Origin of the sequence: Buttiauxella sp. S19-1 (assembly GCF_022134725.1) — a bacterium.
Taxonomy (GTDB): domain Bacteria; phylum Pseudomonadota; class Gammaproteobacteria; order Enterobacterales; family Enterobacteriaceae; genus Buttiauxella; species Buttiauxella ferragutiae.
Genome location: NZ_JAHWLU010000096.1, coordinates 1 through 18,781, shown reverse-complemented (window position 1 = coordinate 18,781; position 18,781 = coordinate 1). Strand labels below are relative to the sequence as shown.

Annotated in this window: 11 protein-coding genes and 1 pseudogene; 11 read left to right on the top strand and 1 reads right to left on the bottom strand. The window is 50.0% G+C overall.

What is annotated here, in order from left to right:
- The 10 genes and pseudogenes from MES37_RS18250 to lpxA all read left to right on the top strand — a co-directional run.
- On the top strand, positions 1–461 hold a 461-nt coding region (locus MES37_RS18250), incomplete at its 5' end, for a hypothetical protein (RefSeq protein WP_237932282.1).
- Between the two features lie 226 nt (positions 462–687).
- A pseudogene (locus MES37_RS24975) lies at positions 688–798 on the top strand (ESPR domain-containing protein); the annotation flags it as partial.
- Positions 799–1,167: 369 nt separating this feature from the next.
- Positions 1,168–7,773 carry an autotransporter outer membrane beta-barrel domain-containing protein gene (locus MES37_RS18245; protein WP_443107561.1) on the top strand — a complete coding sequence of 2,202 codons (6,606 nt, stop codon included), beginning with the start codon at positions 1,168–1,170 and terminating at the stop codon, positions 7,771–7,773.
- Positions 7,774–7,826: 53 nt separating this feature from the next.
- Positions 7,827–8,411: a helix-turn-helix transcriptional regulator gene (locus tag MES37_RS18240; RefSeq protein WP_064545835.1), complete on the top strand. Its 585-nt coding sequence runs from the start codon at positions 7,827–7,829 to the stop codon at positions 8,409–8,411.
- 186 nt (positions 8,412–8,597) lie between these two features.
- Positions 8,598–9,749 (top strand): flagellar biosynthesis protein FlhB, encoded by a 1,152-nt coding sequence (flhB, locus tag MES37_RS18235; protein WP_064545837.1) that lies wholly within the window; start codon positions 8,598–8,600, stop codon positions 9,747–9,749.
- Complete coding sequence (gene flhA / locus MES37_RS18230) at positions 9,742–11,823, top strand: flagellar biosynthesis protein FlhA (protein ID WP_121813717.1); 2,082 nt, start codon at positions 9,742–9,744, stop codon at positions 11,821–11,823. Before flhB ends, flhA begins: the two co-directional genes overlap by 8 nt.
- Positions 11,823–12,215 (top strand): flagellar protein FlhE, encoded by a 393-nt coding sequence (gene flhE, locus MES37_RS18225; protein WP_064545841.1) that lies wholly within the window; start codon positions 11,823–11,825, stop codon positions 12,213–12,215. Before flhA ends, flhE begins: the two co-directional genes overlap by 1 nt.
- 268 nt (positions 12,216–12,483) lie before the next feature.
- Entirely contained in the window at positions 12,484–14,073 is a 1,590-nt protein-coding gene (locus MES37_RS18220; protein WP_064545843.1) for an MFS transporter, read from the top strand.
- Positions 14,073–15,212: a beta-galactosidase BglB gene (gene bglB, locus MES37_RS18215; protein WP_064545845.1), complete on the top strand. Its 1,140-nt coding sequence runs from the start codon at positions 14,073–14,075 to the stop codon at positions 15,210–15,212. Before MES37_RS18220 ends, bglB begins: the two co-directional genes overlap by 1 nt.
- Positions 15,213–15,505: 293 nt before the next feature.
- Positions 15,506–16,297 carry an acyl-ACP--UDP-N-acetylglucosamine O-acyltransferase gene (gene lpxA / locus MES37_RS18210; RefSeq protein WP_064545847.1) on the top strand — a complete coding sequence of 264 codons (792 nt, stop codon included), beginning with the start codon at positions 15,506–15,508 and terminating at the stop codon, positions 16,295–16,297.
- 47 nt (positions 16,298–16,344) lie between these two features.
- On the opposite strand, the gene argS is transcribed toward lpxA, so the two are convergent.
- Entirely contained in the window at positions 16,345–18,078 is a 1,734-nt protein-coding gene (argS, locus tag MES37_RS18205) for an arginine--tRNA ligase (protein WP_064545850.1), read from the bottom strand.
- 248 nt (positions 18,079–18,326) lie between these two features.
- On the opposite strand from argS, the gene MES37_RS18200 reads away from it, so the two are divergent.
- On the top strand, positions 18,327–18,781 hold a 455-nt coding region (locus MES37_RS18200), incomplete at its 3' end, for a VOC family protein (protein ID WP_237932278.1).

The following is an 18,781-nucleotide window of genomic DNA, read 5'->3' as shown; positions in this document are numbered from 1 at the left end:
GGCTTTATATAGACTACGTGAAGTTTGAAGAGAGCCTTAAATTGACAATTAAGATAGTTAGGGCGTTTAACATGTATAAAGATACTTTTGGTTTTTTGATCAATGACAATATCCAGGTGGATATCCGTCGCCGTAGAATCATTAAACTTTTTCTTGATGATGAGAAAAGATCCTACGCGCTGAATGTGAGTGTGATATCCATTAAAGAGTTACAAATGGTGTTGTTAGCCTATTTACTGGCTAATGGCAAAGAGCATCCTGTGAGGCGAGACGATATATTAAAAGCAGTCTGGGATAACAGAAACCTAAAGTCCTCGAGTCAAATTCTCTGGGCCACTCTTAAAGATTTAAAAATTCATCTCTCCCTGGTTGGGTTGGGAGATGATTTTATAACAAGTGAAAAAGGGGCGTACTACCGAATTCATGCTAAACGGCTACAGGCATTATATGTAGGTGGATAAAGGAAATGAAATGATAAAGGATATCAAAAAGGTATAAGTTAGATAGAAAAATTGAGCACTTATCAAAATCAGAAATAATAAATTTATTGCACTATCCACTTTCCTGTGGCGGCCTGGTTATGCACTAAATTCGCTGATTTTGTCTTAGTCACTGATTGGATATCGCATCCGATATCTATTCCTCATTAATTAAGTCACTCTCATTTAAGTGTGATCGGGTAAAAACATGAACAAATTTTATAGTGTTATATGGAATGCAACGCTGGGTCGATATATTGTGGCTTCTGAGTTAGCTCAAGGGCGTAAAAAAAGTAAATCTTCTTCCACGGGAAATGTTACCTCTGAAGGTGTGTTCACCAGGAAATTCTTACTGACCTGTATTTTATCCACGCTTGCGACAGAAAAAAGTTTTGCTATTGATAGAGAGATAGATTTCTTTAATCCTCAAAGTTCAGCTTATTCCATTCTTTCTGGTCCGGTGAATCTAATTACAGGCGGGAGTAATGGTTTTGCAAATATAACAATGGGTGCGTCAGGGTTCAAAAATACTACCTTGCAACAAGCACTTGATGCAGGGGTCGTTGTTGCCGGGGCGGATTACATTTCCGGAGATATTTTTAGGTTAGGTAATAAAGGCTCAACAATCACTTTTGAAGATCCGATTACTCATAATCAGACCTCTGTTTCTGTCTATGATAATGCTCAAATGACGGTCACGCGCGCGGCAGATTTTGTCTTCCCGATGTCAATCGCTGTCGGAGAACATGGGCAATACGTTGATACGTCCCTTTACTCTGTTCAGTCAGGCTCTGTGGTAGATGTCAATGTTGGCATTACCAGTGCTAACTGGATGAACAATGCAGCAAACCGCCTTGCGGTGATAATGAAAGGCAGTCAGGCTGATGTCACAACTTCTGCGGTATTTAACATCGCAGATAATGGTACGCTGAATTATAATTCAAAAACTGTCGCTGAATTAGGCTACGTTAGCAACAATAACTCCAATTCAAAATATGCAGCATCTTTTATTGGTGGCTTTAAAGGACAGGTAGCCAGCAAAATTGGCAGCTTTGTTGTTAACGATCTCGAAAGCTTCCAACAATATAATACTGCTTTGCAGCAGGCGATTAGCGCCGGAAGTTTGAAAAGTACAGACTATGATACTCAGTTAGAGTTGGCGTACGATAAATCCTTGAAGCAGGTGTATGTTAAGACGCCTATTCCGGATAGTGATGCGATAAATATGAATGTCGATCGCGGTCGGGTTGCATTTATTAAAGCTGATGGTAGTGGGGCAATTGTCAATATCAGCCAGGATGCCAATATTCAGATGTTTAGATCCGATGCGTCATTAGTCCGTTTACTTAACGGGGCGACGCTAACCAACCTCGGAACCATTGGTACTGTATATAATTCTTTGCGCGGAGCCTATGTTGTCTTTGCAAAAGATAGCCAAATCCATAACGAAGGTGTTATTGATGCCGGCACCAATGCGGATATGTCTGCCTTTAATAAATATACTTCCAGTGGATTTAACATTGGCAATGGTGAGCAGGTTGCAATTAATGCTTCTGGTACCAGTACTGTTTTAAACAATGGTGTGATTAACATTGCTCCTCGTCAGGATAATGCAGGCTCAACTGGCGTTATCACTAACGATACAACGCAGTTTACTAACAACGGTAATATTAACCTGGCCGCATTAGCCCAGCCGTCATCAGCCAATGGTAACTATAAAGCCACCGGTGTCGTGCTACAGAGCAAATCAAGTTTCGACAATAACGGGCAGCTCTATATTGGACGCCTGGCTCAGCGATCTGTAAATGACGTGACTAGTGATGTAGCGGTAACCTCGTTGGGAACCCTGGGTGTTAGCCTATTAAATGGCGGGACGTTAAATAACAACGCTGGCGGGACTATTACTATTGGCACCCAGACGCAGGGCGCTACTGCTATTTCTGCTGGGGGGAGCGCCTCAGTCGTTAATCAAAATGGTATCGTTAATGTTAACGGTCGGATGGGAAGTGCGTCTAACGCCAGTAGCAAGAATATTGGCATCAGTTCTTCCTCTGGCGCTCAACAGATAACAAACAGCGGGACCATTAATCTTAACGGGATTAACTCCGTGGGCATGCAGGTGCTTACGAATAGCGCAGCAACAAACAGTGGAGACATTATTGTTAATCAGGGGGTTGATCCAGCGACTAAAACTGCAAACTACGGTATCTGGTCCGAAGGTGCAGGGGCTAATGTTACGCACTCTGGAACCGTGGAGCTTAAAGGCGACCGCGCTATTGGTGTCCATGCCCGTAACAAAGGCGTGGTAACACTCGAAGGTGCCGGGAAAGTGGCATTTGAAGAGGGTGAAAACCAGATTGGTTATTACGTTTACGGTGTAGGTTCATCCATCAAAGACAATAGCATCGGCAGCCAAAATGTCTCCACCAAAGGGTCGACGCTGTATCGCATTGATGGCGGTTCTTCGTTCATCGGCAGTGCGGATAGTACTTCCGTTATGAATGCCAGTGGTGAAAACAGCACCCTTTTGTTAGTTACTGGGAAAAGTGAAGACGGCAAAACTATTAGTAAACTCAATACCGGGAAGATGGTACTGAATGTCGATGCTGCAGGCTCGACGGCAGTCAAAGTTGAAGGTGGCGCGCAAGGTGTGCTGGATCAGGGCGTAATGTTGGCGCTGACAGCTAAAAATGCCACGGCAGGTATTGTTGATGGTAATTCAACCACGATTACTGGTGCCGCAGGCGCAACGGGTGCTTCCCAATTAACATCTTATGCAACACTCGATAACTCTAATGCAGCCAGCGATGCCATGGGCTATATCGCGCGTAACAAAGGTACGCTTATCCATAAAGGTTCGCTGACCTTTACTGCAGATAACAGCACCGGTGTGCTGGTCGACGGCGGCAACCTGGAGAACAGCAGCAATATCACCGTCAATGGAATTGCCGTCGATATTGTGGGTGGCGACTCAAAAGTGACTAACACTGGTACGGTTAAAGCCACCGGTGGAACGGCAGCCTATCGCCTGAAAGATGGTGCTTCGCTTGCATTGAGTGGGCAGGGCACGACTATTGCTCAAAATGGTGCTCATGGTGTGTTGATCGAAGCCCCAGCGAAGACGGGGTTACTGAAAGCTACGGGCGATTCGCAACTGACCGTGACAGACGCCACCATCAGCGTGACCGGCACGGGTAATGCGATTGAGAACGGGGCGGAAGTTGCCGGTATCCGTCTGAACAATGCCAAACTTAATGTCGAGCAGGGCGCAGGGATTCGTACCGGTGCTGAACTGGGAACATCCAATAGTGGTGTGATTACGGTCAGCGGTTCTGGGGCCGGTATTGCGCTCAAACACGCTGATGGCTCGACTACCACAGCTGATTTGAATCTACTGGATTCAGATGGTCTGACGATTAATGTAACAGGTGCAAACGGGTCGGGCATTGTGACCAATACCAGTGGTGATGTGAAAAACGGCACCGCCATTAATGTGATGGCTACTGACGGCGGTTCTGCGCTGGTGGTGGGGGGCACGACGGCTAACGTGGTTCAGTCTGGCGCGCTCACATCAAAATCACTGACGAAAGAAGTGGTCAATCTGAATAACGGTAAGGTCAGCACCTTCGTCAATAATGGCTCTATCAAAGCGAACAGTGCAATTCAGGTCGCGGTGGCAAGCAATTCCGGCGCGGGGATGACTTTCACTAACAATGCGGGCGGTAATATTGTCGGTCAAGTTAACCTCCAGACCGGAAATAACACCGTCAATTTAAACAGCGGCAGTACCGGGACCGATTTCACCACGGGTGCCGGGCGTGACATTTTTAATCTCAAAGACGTCACCGCTCAGGAAACGACTATTTTCACCTCCCTTAATGCGGGGGCTGGTGTTGATGATGTGCTGAATCTGGATAACTCAGCGTATGTTCTGGAAAACGTCAACGCTCTGACTGGCTTTGAAACCATTAATCTGACCAATGGTTCCACCTTTACGGAGCAAAATACCCTGCTGGCGCTGGGTGATGCCGTCGATGATGTAAGCGGGACGACATTTAATATCGATACCAACAGCATCCTTGCGTTAAACAACACCCAGGATGTGGCGTTAAAGAGCCATCTTAAAGGCTCCGGCACGGTCAAAGCTGACCTTTCCAATAAAGCCTTTAGCTTTACCGACAACAACAAAGGTGATGCTTTTGCTGGGACGCTGGAGCTGACAAACAGCAGCTTCGCGCTGGAGGGGATCAACGCTCAAGCGTTAAGTGATGCCAACCTGAAATTGAGCGCCGGAAGCGTTGCGATGGTAGGTGCGGGTACGCAGACTATTGGCGCCCTGAACTTCAATGGCGGGACGGCAAAATTTGGGGCGCTGAACCCGGGCATGTCGGTGGCAGAGAACACCGTTCATACTACAAACAGCCTTGGTATCAGCGGCCCGGGTGTCGTAGCGGTGTCGTTGACCTCAGCCATTAACGATAATCCATTGCCGGAGAATCATCTTTCTCTGATGGAACAAGACGATGCACAAACGCTGGTCAAACTGGCCGATAGCGCAGGTTCGGTAAGCGGAAGCGGTGGCAATCTTGAGCTGAGAGACCAGGACGATAACGTTATCTCCGACTCTGTAACCGTGGACATCACCCAGCAGGGTGCGACGGTGGCGAAAGGGACGTGGGATTACCGCTTGACCAGCGGCGACAACGCTGACGGTTTGTATATCAACTATGGCCTCAAGCAGGTTGAATTACAAAGCGTTGGGGACGACGCGCTGGTACTTAACAGCAACGGTAAGAGCGGCCCTGCCAGTGATTTAAGCGCCAAAATTATCGGCTCGGGCGATTTGCATATCGATAGCCCAACGGGTGCGGTTTCACTTTCTAATCTGGATAACAGCTATACCGGGCAGACCGTGGTTAAAAGCGGCACGTTGCAACTGGCAAATGACGGTGTGTTAGGCCAAACCCGTGACCTGCGCATTGAAGAAAATGCCGCCGTCGAGATGCAGGGCCACAGCCAGCAAGTCGGGGCGCTAAACACCGCAGCGGCAAGCCAGTTGCAGTTAACAGCCGGAAGCGAGCTCACCATTTCGGACACCCAGCGGGTAGCGGGTGATACCGATGGCGGGACAATTAATGCTGGCACTCTGAACGGCAGCGGGAAGCTGGTTATCGACCCAAGCGTATTGACCGTAAACGGAGCCAACACCGGCTTTAGCGGAGATGTCACACTGGAAGGCGGTTCACAGGCGCTGCTGAATAATGTTTCAGGTTTTGGTGATACCGGCACGGTGACTCTGGCAACGGCACAAGACCGCTTAACCTTTGCAAAACAACTGGCAAGCGATGCTGCTGTAGTTGGGCAACTTAGTAAGCAATTGGCAGGTGCTGGGGCGGTTGAGTTAAAAGATAATTCAGATATCACACTCACGGCGGATAACAGCGCCTTTACCGGGGAGTTCACAGTCGACAGCGGCAGCGACCTGCGTGCTTCAGCGGCTGAAAACCTCGGTGATGCAGACGTGTTGGACAACGGTGTTGTGCATCTGACGGCTGATAGCGACTGGTTATTATCCAACGTGATTACGGGCACCGGTTCCCTTGAGAAAACAGGTAATGCCGCGCTAATTATCGACAACGAGCAGACTTACAGCGGTACCACGGATGTCCAAAATGGCCGTCTGATACTGGGCAGTAACGAACAGGCAAACGGTAAGTTATCCGGCAATGGCAGAGTGAATATCGCCTCAGGAGCAGCGCTTGGCGGTAACGGTGAAGTCACTGGACCGGTTAACAACCAGGGAACGCTAGCGGCGCTCAACGCGCTCAGTGGCTATGAAAATCAGGCGGCCAGCACTTTGAACGTCGGGGATCTTAATAACCAGGGTGAGATAAATCTGGCGGGCGCTACTGCTGGTAACACATTGATCGTCAATGGTCATTACAACGGTGACAATGGGCTGCTTGCGTTAAATACCGTGCTGGGTGATGACAACTCAGTGACCGATAAACTGGTGGTGACAGGGGATACTTCTGGCAGTACGCGTGTCCAGGTCACGAACCTTGGCGGTAATGGCGCGCTGACCGAAAAAGGGATTGAAGTGGTGCAGGTGGGCGGGGCATCACAAGGTGATTTCACCTTGCAGGGGCGTGCGGTCGCTGGGGCATACGACTACTTCCTGAATAAAGGACAAGCGGATGGCAACTGGTACCTGGCGTCTCAGGCTCCGGCTCCTTTCACTCCTGATAATCCGGATACACCGGTTTCCCCTGATACGCCAGTCGATCCGGCGCATTCAGACAGTCCGATAGTGCGTCCGGAAGCCGGAGCGTATACCGCTAATATTGCAGCGGCGAATACCATGTTTATTACCACTCTCCACGATCGTTTGGGAGAGACAAACTATGTGGATGCGCTGACGGGTGAAACCAACGTCACCAGCATGTGGATGCGTAACATTGGTGGTCACACAGGGTTCCGTGATGACTCGGGCCAATTAAAAACGCAAAGCAACCGCTACGTTTTACAAATGGGTGGCGACATTGCGCAGTGGGGTACGGAAGGCGAGAACCGTACCCATCTTGGCGTGATGGCCGGTTACGGTAATAACCAAAGCAATACCCGTTCGTCCGTCACAAACTACCGTGCGGATGGCTCAGTCAACGGTTATAGCGTTGGGGTTTACGGCACCTGGCTTGCCAATGAAGCGGAAAACACCGGGGCATATGTTGATAGCTGGGCACAGTACAACTGGTTTAATAACAGTGTTAAGGGTGACGAATTAGCTTCTGAATCCTACAAGTCTGATGGTTTAACGGCCTCGGTTGAGACCGGATATACCTTTAAAACTGGCGAATTCAAAGGCAGTAAAGGCACCACCAACAAGGTGTATGTTCAACCGCAGGCGCAGGCTATCTGGATGGGCGTTAAAGCGGATCAACATACCGAAGCGAATGGTACTCATGTGGAGTCCCAGGGCGATGGCAACGTGATGACGCGTTTGGGCGTCAGGGCGTATCTCAAAAGCCATAACCAAATTGATAATGGTAAAGACCGTGAGTTTGAGCCATTTATCGAGGCCAACTGGATCCACAATACCAATAACTTTGGTGCGGTGATGAATGATGTGTCTTCCTCAATGACGGGGACAAAAAACATTGCTGAATTGAAAGTCGGTGTTGAGGGACAAATTAATAACAACCTCAATGTCTGGGGCAATGTCACAAACCAGGTCGGTGATAAAGGTTATAGCGATGCCTCTGCGATGATCGGCATTAAATATAACTTCAAATAACTGTCACTCAATAAAGGGGAGGGTAGCCTCCCCTTTTTCGGAAGAGTCATAAAATGGATAATATCTCTGTCTATTGCGATAACTGCTATGTTAGGGAAGCGGTGTGTTCTATTATTGGTTGCATTAAAAATAGTCATTATTCTGATGGTGGTCTGTCGGTATTTGTTTTCGAAAAAACATGGCTTAATGAAATTGAACTCACCATGCTACTCAACTGTAAGTCTGAGCGTGTGATAGTCTTTGCCCGCGAGGCATTGCTGGGTTTCTTCTCTTCGTTGATGCTGCCGGGCCACATCTCCTTTGGGCGCTTTGATGTCGCGTTGAATATGATTCGTAAATCATTGGCTGACTTTATTAATCCGACCCTTAGGGAGTTATTGGTTTCGCGCCGCCAGGTGGCTAACACAAATAAACTGAGTCCCAGTGAGACAAGAGTGACGTCTTTGTATGTTCAGGGAATATCGGTCATGTGTATTGCAAAATCAATGAATAAAAGTTTTAAAACAGTCAGCCACCACAAACGAAGCGCAATGAAGAAAATGGGTATTTCAAGCAATGTTGAATTAATGCAAAAGGGACGTATTTTCTTGATGATGAATAAAGAGTTGTTATTAGCCTCGCAACAATCAGTCGCATAATGAATTAATGATGATTGTCGGTAGCCCACTCGCTACCGGCAATCATCCCCTAAAATTACCTGTCTCAAATTCATCGCACCACCGTTAACGCCGCAAACAAACCCACAAATCCCCCCGTTTTCCTCCCATTAGCTTTATCCCCCTCTGGCATGCTGTGCTGGTAATTGCGGCCATGAGATTGTTGCGGTGTCTGAAGAAAGCGACGACGATAAAACAGAAGCACCCACACCCCACCGACTTGAAAAAGCTCGCGAAGATGGGCAGATCCCCCGTTCCCGTGAATTAACCTCACTGCTGATGCTGCTGGTGGGAATCAGCATTATCTGGCTGGGAGGAGAACCACTGGCACGGCAACTGGCTGCGATGTTGTCAGCTGGTTTGCACTTTGACCACAGCATAATTAACGACCCAAATCTAATCGTCGGCCAGATCAGTTTGTTGATTAAACAGGCGGTGTGGGCATTGTTACCATTGATTTTTGGTTTGGTGATTGTGGCCATTGCCGCACCGATGCTGCTGGGCGGTCTGTTATTTAGTGGCAAATCAATACAGTTTAAGTTCAGCAAAATGAACCCGATCGCTGGGTTAGGGCGCATGTTTTCCGCGCAAGCCGGAGCTGAATTACTCAAAGCCATCCTGAAAGCCATTTTGGTGGGCAGCGTCACGGCCTGGTATTTGCTGCACAAATGGCCGGAAATGATGCGGCTGATGAGTGAACCTCCGTTGGCGGCGTTAGGCCACGCGCTAAATATGGTGGCGGTGTGCGGCATGTTGATTGTGCTGGGGTTGACGCCAATGGTTGGCTTTGACGTGTTTTTCCAGATTTTCAGCAACCTGAAAAAATTGCGCATGAGCCGCCAGGATATCCGCGACGAATTTAAGCAGCAAGAAGGTGACCCGCACGTAAAAGGCCGTATACGTCAGCAGCAGCGGGCAATTGCGCGCCGCCGCATGATGGCTGATGTCCCAAAGGCCGATGTGATTGTCACCAACCCCACACACTATTCCGTGGCGTTGCAGTACGACGAAAACAAAATGAGTGCGCCCAAAGTTCTGGCGAAAGGTGCGGGTTTGGTTGCTCTGCGTATCCGTGAAATTGGCAACGAACACCGTATTCCGATGCTGGAAGCGCCTCCGCTGGCACGTGCGTTATATCGCCACGCGGAAATTGGTCAACAAATTCCCGGCCAGTTGTATTCCGCCGTGGCAGAAGTGCTGGCGTGGGTATGGCAACTGCGACGCTGGCGTGTCGCTGGTGGTTTAATCCCGAAAAAACCTGAAAATCTTCCGGTGCCTGAAGCACTGGACTTTGCAAACGAGAAGGACTCCGATGGCTAATTTGCTCGCTACGTTGCGTCTGCCTGCCACAATGAAATCAGGGCAATGGCAAATTCTTGCCGGGCCGATACTTATCCTGCTGATCTTGTCGATGATGGTGCTGCCGCTCCCCGCGTTTGTACTGGATTTGCTGTTCACCTTTAACATCGCGCTGTCCATCATGGTGCTGTTGGTGGCAATGTTCACCCAGAAGACCCTGGAGTTTGCCGCCTTCCCGACCATTTTGCTGTTTACCACGTTATTGCGCCTGGCGCTGAACGTGGCTTCCACGCGTATCATTTTGATGGATGGTCACACCGGTGGTGCGGCGGCGGGTAAAGTCGTTGAAGCCTTCGGCCACTTCCTGGTGGGTGGGAACTTTGCCATCGGTATCGTGGTGTTCATCATCCTCGTTATCATCAACTTTATGGTTATCACCAAAGGTGCCGGGCGCATTGCCGAAGTGGGGGCACGTTTTGTGTTGGATGGCATGCCAGGTAAGCAGATGGCGATTGATGCCGACCTGAATGCCGGGTTGATTGGTGAAGAAGAGGCCAAAAAACGCCGTTCTGAAGTGACTCAGGAGGCGGATTTTTACGGCTCGATGGACGGTGCCAGTAAGTTCGTACGTGGTGATGCCGTAGCCGGTCTGATGATCATGGTGATTAACGTGGTCGGTGGCTTGTTGGTAGGTGTCCTGCAACATGATATGGCTGTGGGTGCTGCGGCAGAAAGCTATACGCTACTGACCATTGGTGATGGTTTGGTCGCGCAGATCCCTGCACTGGTTATCTCAACGGCGGCAGGCGTCATTGTGACCCGCGTGGCAACCGATCAAGACGTCGGCGAGCAGATGGTGACCCAACTGTTCAACAACCCGCGAGTGATGATGCTCAGTGCGGCCGTGTTAGGGTTGCTCGGCATGGTGCCTGGAATGCCTAACTTCGTCTTCTTGCTGTTCACCGCAGCATTGCTGGCTTTGGCCTGGTGGATGCGTGGCCGACAGATGGAGTCACCTGCAGCGCCAGCGGCTCCCGTGAAACCGCAAGAAAACCCGCAGGCAGTTGAAGCGACGTGGAATGATGTTCAGCTCGAAGACTCGCTGGGAATGGAAGTCGGTTATCGCTTGATCCCGATGGTCGATTTCCAGCAAGACGGCGAGTTGTTAGGGCGTATCCGTAGTATCCGTAAGAAATTCGCGCAAGATATGGGCTTTCTGCCGCCGGTGGTGCATATCCGTGACAACATGGATTTGCCGCCAGCGCGTTATCGCATTCTGATGAAAGGCGTCGAAATTGGTAGCGGTGATGCTTATCCGGGTCGTTGGCTCGCCATCAACCCTGGTACTGCCGCAGGTACGCTGCCGGGCGAAACGACCACCGATCCTGCCTTTGGTCTTGCGGCCACCTGGATTGAAAGCGCCTTAAAAGAGCAGGCGCAGATTCAGGGCTTTACAGTGGTGGAAGCCAGTACCGTCGTCGCTACCCACCTGAATCATCTGATTGGACAGTTTGCCCCTGAGTTGTTTGGCCGCCAGGAAGCGCAGCAATTGCTCGACCGTGTCTCGCAAGAAATGCCTAAGCTAACCGAAGATCTGGTGCCTGGGGTGGTGACGCTGACCACTCTGCATAAAGTGCTGCAAAACTTGCTGGCTGAAAAAGTCCCTATTCGCGATATGCGCACCATTCTGGAAACCCTCGCGGAGCACGCGCCAGTGCAGAGTGACCCACATGAGTTAACCGCAGTGGTGCGTGTCGCACTTGGCCGCGCGATTACCCAACAGTGGTTCCCGGGGAATGGCGAAGTCCAGGTTATTGGCCTTGATGCAGCGCTGGAACGCTTGTTATTGCAGGCGTTGCAAGGTGGCGGTGGGCTTGAACCGGGGCTTGCGGATCGTCTGCTAGAGCAGGCTCAGGATGCCCTGAAGCGCCAGGAAATGCTCGGCGCACCGCCAGTGTTGTTGGTCAACCACGCATTGCGCCCACTACTGGCGCGCTTCTTGCGCCGTAGCCTGCCGCAATTAATGGTGCTTTCCAGCCTTGAGCTTTCGGAAAATCGTAACATCCGTATGACTGCGACTATCGGAGCGAAATGATGGGTCGCTGGTGGATGCTCATATTTTTACCCTTTATGGCCCATGCCGCAGGCGAAGGGGCATGGCAGGCAAGTGGCGTGGGCGCGACACTCAGCCACCGCGGAGTTGCTGCGTCATCGCGTGCGTTGGCTCCGTCACAAGCGGTAAGTGGCGTAATGACAATGGTCGCCTGGCGCTATGAGTTGATTGGGCCAACGCCCGCAGGATTGCTGGTCAGATTATGCTCGTTGTCGCGCTGCGTTGAGATAGAAGGGCAGAGTGGTAATACGCGCGGGTTAACCAATGTGGCGGCAAATGAACCGCTGCGTTTTGTCTGGGAAGTACCCGGTGGTGGTTCCCTTTTTCCGCCACTAAAGGTCCGTAGTAATCAGGTTATCGTAAATTATCATTAACCCTCAAAGCCGCATTTTGTGCGGTTTTTTCCTTTCAGTACCTCATTTCTAACACTCTCTTTTGATAAAAATAAACCATTGTTTTATAAAATGGTGAGGCAGGTGCCAGGACTCTTTGTGATTTTGCCAATATCCGCCAGGGCATGGCAAAAATGGAAAGGTTTCAATTGCCGGGTCATTTTACCTTAGCTTCCTAAGATTCTCGCAGGCACCAAAAGGCGCCAGAACGAGCAATCTCTTATAACAAAAGCAATGGGGTTTGACGGCAATGAAAACACGTAAGATTGGATTAGCAAACTATCTTGCCTATGGATCGGGCGACTTTCTTGGTGCAGGCACAACTGCGTTGACCGCTGCATGGCTACTCTATTTCTATACTACTTTCTGTGGACTGACACCGATTGAGGCGACATTCATTTTCGCCCTGGCCCGCGTGCTTGATGCGGTCGTTAGTCCGTTGATGGGCTTCCTGACCGATAACTTTGGTTCAACCTGGCTTGGTAAACGTTTCGGTCGCCGTAAGTTCTTTATTCTGCTCGGCATTCCATTAGTCTTCAGCTACAGCTTCATGTGGGTTGGTGAGATGAGTTACTGGTATTACCTGGTAACCTATCTGATTTTTGACGTGGTCTACACCATGATTCTGGTGCCTTACGAAACACTGGTACCGGAAATGACAGATGACTTTAAGCAGAAAACGAAATTCTCCGGTGCGCGTATCTCAATGGCACAGTTGTCGGCAATTCTTGCCGCATTCCTGCCGGGTATTCTGTTAAGTCACTTTGGTAAAGACAACGCGATTTCCTTCTTCTACTCAAGCCTGGTCTTCGCTTCAATCTGCGCAATTGTACTGACTCTGGTGTGGTTCTTTACCTGGGAACGCCCGCGTAGCGAGTGGACGGAAGCCGCACTGCGCGCCGAAGAAGAGAAGAAAAACCTGACCTTTGCTCAGAGTATGAAACGTTTGAACGTTGAGCTTACCTCAACGTTGCGAGTGAAGATTTTCCGTCAACACCTCGGTATGTATCTGGGTGGCTACATCGCGCAGGACGTGTTCAACGCCGTGTTTACCTATTACGTGGTGTTTGTGTTGATGCAAAGTGCAGCGATGGCATCCAGCCTGATGGGTACGATGGCCATTCTGCAATTTGTCGCGGTTATCGGCATGATCCCGCTGTGTATTAAGTACGGCCCGGCACCTTCTTACCGTTTAGTGGTGACATTGTTCGGCATGAGCTCCATTTCTTTCGCGGTGCTGTATTACGCCGGTTTAAGCGACGTCTTCTCGTTGCTGTTGCTGGTTTCTGCACTTGCTGGTCTGGGCCGCGGCGGTATCAACTACGTACCGTGGAACATCTACACTTACATTGCAGATGTGGACGAAGTTATTACCGGCCAACGCCGTGAAGGTATCTTCGCCGGGATTATGACTCTGACGCGTAAAGCCTCTCAGGCTGGTGCGGTGATGCTGGTGGGTATTGTGATGCAGTTTTCCGGTTTTGTTTCCGGGCAGACCACGCAGCCACCTGCGGTAAGCCATACCATTTTAATGATTCTGAGTTTTGGTACGGTCGCGGTACTGATTTGCGGTTTCTTAATTTCCTTACGCTTTAAATTGAATATGCAAACTCACAGTGTGCTACGTGAAGAAACAGCGAAGATGCGTGAGGCTGGCCGCGCGGTGCCGGAAGCAATTACCCCAGAAGCGCGAGCGACTGTAGAACTGCTGGCAGGCATGCCATATGACTCGCTATGGGGCAACAACAATATTGGTTATCTCAATCGTAACAAGCCTGCAGCACCATCGTTGAAAAAGGCTTCAGCATTAAATTCGAATACATCACAGAGGTTAAGTTAATGATCATTTATCCCGTCAAACACAGCCCATTACTGTGCCAGCCGGAGCATTTTATTGCCCGGGATGAGCTTAATACCCTGATCCACAAGGTGACGGACAATCTGATTAATATTAAGGATGAAACGGGCCAATTCTTGCTGCGTCTGGATGACGGACGAGTCATTGATACCAAAGGCTGGGCAGGTTGGGAGTGGACTCATGGGGTCGGCTTGTACGGCATTTATCAATATTATCGTCAGACTGGCGATAAGAAGATGTGTGAGATTATTGATGACTGGTTCACCGACCGTTTTGCTGAAGGTGCAACCACCAAAAACGTCAATACTATGGCGCCATTCCTGACGCTGGCGTATCGCTACGAAGAAACGCGCGATCCGTCCTATTTACCGTGGCTGGAAAGCTGGGCGGAGTGGGCGATGTACGAAATGCCGCGCACCGAACACGGTGGCATGCAACACATTACGCTGGCGGAAGAAAATCATCAGCAAATGTGGGATGACACGCTGATGATGACCGTGTTGCCGCTGGCGAAAATTGGCAAATTGCTTAATCGCCCGGAATATGTCGAAGAAGCAACTTATCAGTTCCTGCTGCACGTACAGAACTTGATGGACCGTGAAACCGGGCTGTGGTTCCACGGCTGGAATTACGAAGGTAACCATAACTTTGCTCAGGCGCGTTGGGCGCGTGGCAATAGCTGGCTGACCATTGTGATTCCTGACTTCCTTGAGCTTGTCGATTTGCCAGAAAATAACGCGGTGCGTCGTTATCTGGTGCAAGTACTGGAAAGCCAGGTGGCTGCGTTGGCAAAATGCCAGGATGAGAGCGGTTTGTGGCACACCTTGCTTGATGACCCAAATTCCTATCTGGAAGCGTCAGCGACGGCAGGTTTTGCCTACGGCATTCTGAAAGGTATCCGTAAGCGCTATATCGGCAAACAGTATGCCGAAGTGGCGGAAAAGGCGATGAAGGGTGTTGTGAAAAATATCTCGCCAGATGGGGAGTTGTTGCAGGTTTCATTTGGTACGGGAATGGGCAGTAATCTGGAGTTCTATCGCCAGATCCCACTGACGTCTATGCCATACGGCCAGGCGATGGCGATCCTCTGTCTGGGTGAGTATCTGCGCATTTATCTGTAAGTTCATCGTGCAGGCCTGGGGAACCGGGTCTGCAATTTTTCATAAAATCAAATAGACTCGTCATTACTGCAAAGTTCCGCCAATTTAATAATAAATAAATGGCGTATTGTGTCGCGCATTTCATTATTATTCATGTCGTCGATAAGCCTTCCACTGCTTTCCCCCCTTAACGATATTCGAATGGCGAGGCTGCGCTTCCCGTTCATCTCTCCCTGCTTGTTAATCCACGTTCTGGATTAATAATTAACCGATGCTGGCGTTGTTTTTGCTGTGCCTTCATCAGGAAACATTTGATGTCAATTTCCCCGTTAGCTCGGGTGGCCAGTAACAGTGTGGTTGAGCCTGGTGTTGTGCTCGGCGCTCACGTGAGCATTGGTCCATTTTGTGTTATTTCCGCAGGTGTAGTTATTGGCGAGGGAACCATAGTCGGCTCGCATTCTGTCATTAATGGGCTTACCACCATTGGGCGCGATAACACTATTGGTCAATATGCTTCTATAGGTGAAGTTAATCAGGATCTTAAATACGCTAACGAACCGACAAAGCTAGTCATTGGTGACCGTAATCAGATTGGCACAAAATCCACACTTCATCGCGGCACAATTCAGGGGCAAGGTACCACCTTGATTGGCAATGACAATCGCTTTCTCGATGGTGTTCACATCGGCCATGATTGCGTAGTGGGTAACGGCACGTTGATGGGCGACAACAGCGGATTAGCCGGGCATGTGATTCTTGATGATGGGGCGCAGGTTGGTTTCCTGTGTGCCATTCACCAGTTTTGTGTGTTGGGCGCACATGCCAGAGTGGCAGACCAGTCGGGCGTGGTGCAGGATATTCCACCATTCGTGATGGCCTATGGTAACCATGCGAGTCCTACCGGCGTAGATGTTAATGCAGCAGCCTTTCTGGCATTAGAAGCCAGGCAGCAGGATTTTGTGCATACGCTTTATAGCATGCTGTATCAGCAGTCTTTATCGATTGATGAAGTGAAGATCGCGGTAAAAGCATCGCTCAGCGATTTCGCTATTGCGGCTGTTTATGAACGGTTTTTTGCGCATTCAGCGCGTGGGATTATTCGTTAAACTCATTCAAAGCAGGCTCGCCGTATAAAACGGCGAGCCTTGTACTGTTACATACGTTCTACGGTTTCGATACCCAGAGTATCCAGACCTAATTTCAGCGTTTTCGCTGTCAGCAGCGCCAGTTTCAGGCGGCTGTTACGTGCTTCTTCAGAGTCTGCGGCCAGAATTGGGCAGTGCTCATAGAAACCAGAGAACAGACCGGCAACATCGTACAGATAAGTACACATCACATGCGGCGTACCGTCACGCGCAACCACATTCAGCGTTTCTTCAAATTGCAGCAAACGTGCCGCCAACTGGGCTTCACGATCTTCACGAATCACGACTGGCGCTTTTAGCAGTTCTGTTTCGTCGATAGCGGCTTTGCGGAACACGGAAAGCACACGTGTGTAGGCATACTGCATATACGGCGCAGTATTACCTTCAAAGGCCAGCATGTTGTCCCAGTCGAAGATATAGTCGGTGGTACGGTTCTTCGAAAGATCCGCGTATTTCACCGCACCAATACCGACTGCATTTGCCAGCGCTTCCAGTTCGTCAGCAGGCATATCCGGGTTTTTCTCAGTCACCAGGCGGCGTGCGCGTTCCAGCGCTTCATCCAGCAGGTCGGTCAGTTTTACGGTGCCACCGGAACGGGTTTTGAACGGTTTGCCGTCTTTGCCCAGCATCATGCCGAACATATGGTGCTCTAACGGTACAGAATCTGGCACGTAACCGGCTTTGCGCACGATGGTCCACGCCTGCATCAGGTGCTGGTGCTGGCGGGAGTCGATGAAGTACAGCACGCGGTCAGCATGCAGGGTTTCATAACGATATTTCGCACACGCGATATCGGTCGTGGTGTACAGGTAGCCGCCATCCTTTTTCTGGATGATGACGCCCATCGGCTCACCTTCTTTATTCTGGTATTCGTCGAGGAAGACCACGGTTGCGCCTTCGCTTTCAACCGCCAGACCTTTTGCTTTCAGGTCAGCGACAATGCCCGGCAGCATTGGGTTGTACAGGCTTTCACCCATCACGTCGTCGCGGGTCAGGGTCACGTTCAGGCGCTGGTAAGTAATTTGGTTTTGCGTCATGGTCACATCGACCAGTTTGCGCCACATGGTGCGGCAGTATTCATCACCGCCTTGCAGTTTCACCACATATGCACGAGCGCGTTCGGCAAACTCAGCATCTTCGTCGTAATGCTTTTTCGCGGCGCGATAAAACTCTTCGAGATCGGACAGCGCCATTTCACCGGCATTTTCTTGCTGCTGTTTTTCGAGATACGCGATCAGCATGCCGAACTGCGTACCCCAGTCACCAACGTGGTTAGCGCGGATAACTTTATGGCCGAGGAATTCCAGAGTACGCACCGCGGCATCACCAATGATGGTGGAACGCACGTGACCGACGTGCATTTCTTTCGCCACGTTTGGCGCAGAGTAATCAACCACCACGGTTTTCGGTTCGGAAATGGTCACGCCTACGCGATCTGAGCTGACTGCCGCATCGACACTTTTCGCCAGGAATTCCGGGTCGAGGAAAATATTGATGAAGCCAGGGCCGGCGATTTCAACTTTGCTGGCAATGCCGGTCAAATCCAGATTCGCAATCACCAACTCTGCGACTTGTCGTGGTGGCTTGCCCAGTGATTTCGCAACTGACATCACGCCATTGGCCTGATAGTCGCCGAACTGAACTTTTGCTGACTGACGAACTTGCGGTTCGCAATCCGCAGGCGCACCTGCGGCAATCAGTGCCTGACTGACTTTATCTGAGAGAAGAGCCTGAATATTCACCGGGATACCTTACTTTTGCTTATGGCAGCCGTTAATTTACAGCAGCCGTATCGTTGGGGATAAAATTAGGGCGTAAGTATAACTGTATTTAATCCCTTGAGTCAGCAAAAGCCTTGCCCAGTGCGCCCTGTACTACTCTTAACGGTATAGGGTTTAACCATTCAGAAAATTAGCCGCCCAATGGGTGTTGGTGATGCTGAATGAAAAAGGTAGATTAGCCCCCATTCGTGATATGAGAGGATAGGGCGATGGCCAACTGGCAGACAATTGAACAACTGAATGATATTTCAGCGGATCTCCCGCGTTTTACCGAAGCGTTAGCTAACCTTGCTGCGCGCCTTGACCTGGAAATAGCTCCGCTTGACGCCGATCACATTTCATTGCGTTGCCATCAAAATACAACGGCTCAACGTTGGCGCGAAGGTCTGGAAAAATGTGGGACGTTGCTTTCAGAAAATATCATTAATGACCGCCCAATTTGCCTGTTTAAGCTCGATGAACCGATTTGTGTTGCACACTGGAAATTTAGCGTCGTTGAACTGCCGTGGCCGGGTGAAAAACGCTACCCGCATGAAGGTTGGGAACATGTGGAAATTGTGCTGCCGGGCGAGCCTGCAACACTGAATGCGCGGGCGCTGGATTTAATGTCTGACGCGGGGTTGCGCCAGACGGGAATTTCGGTGAAAACCAGTTCGCCAAAAGG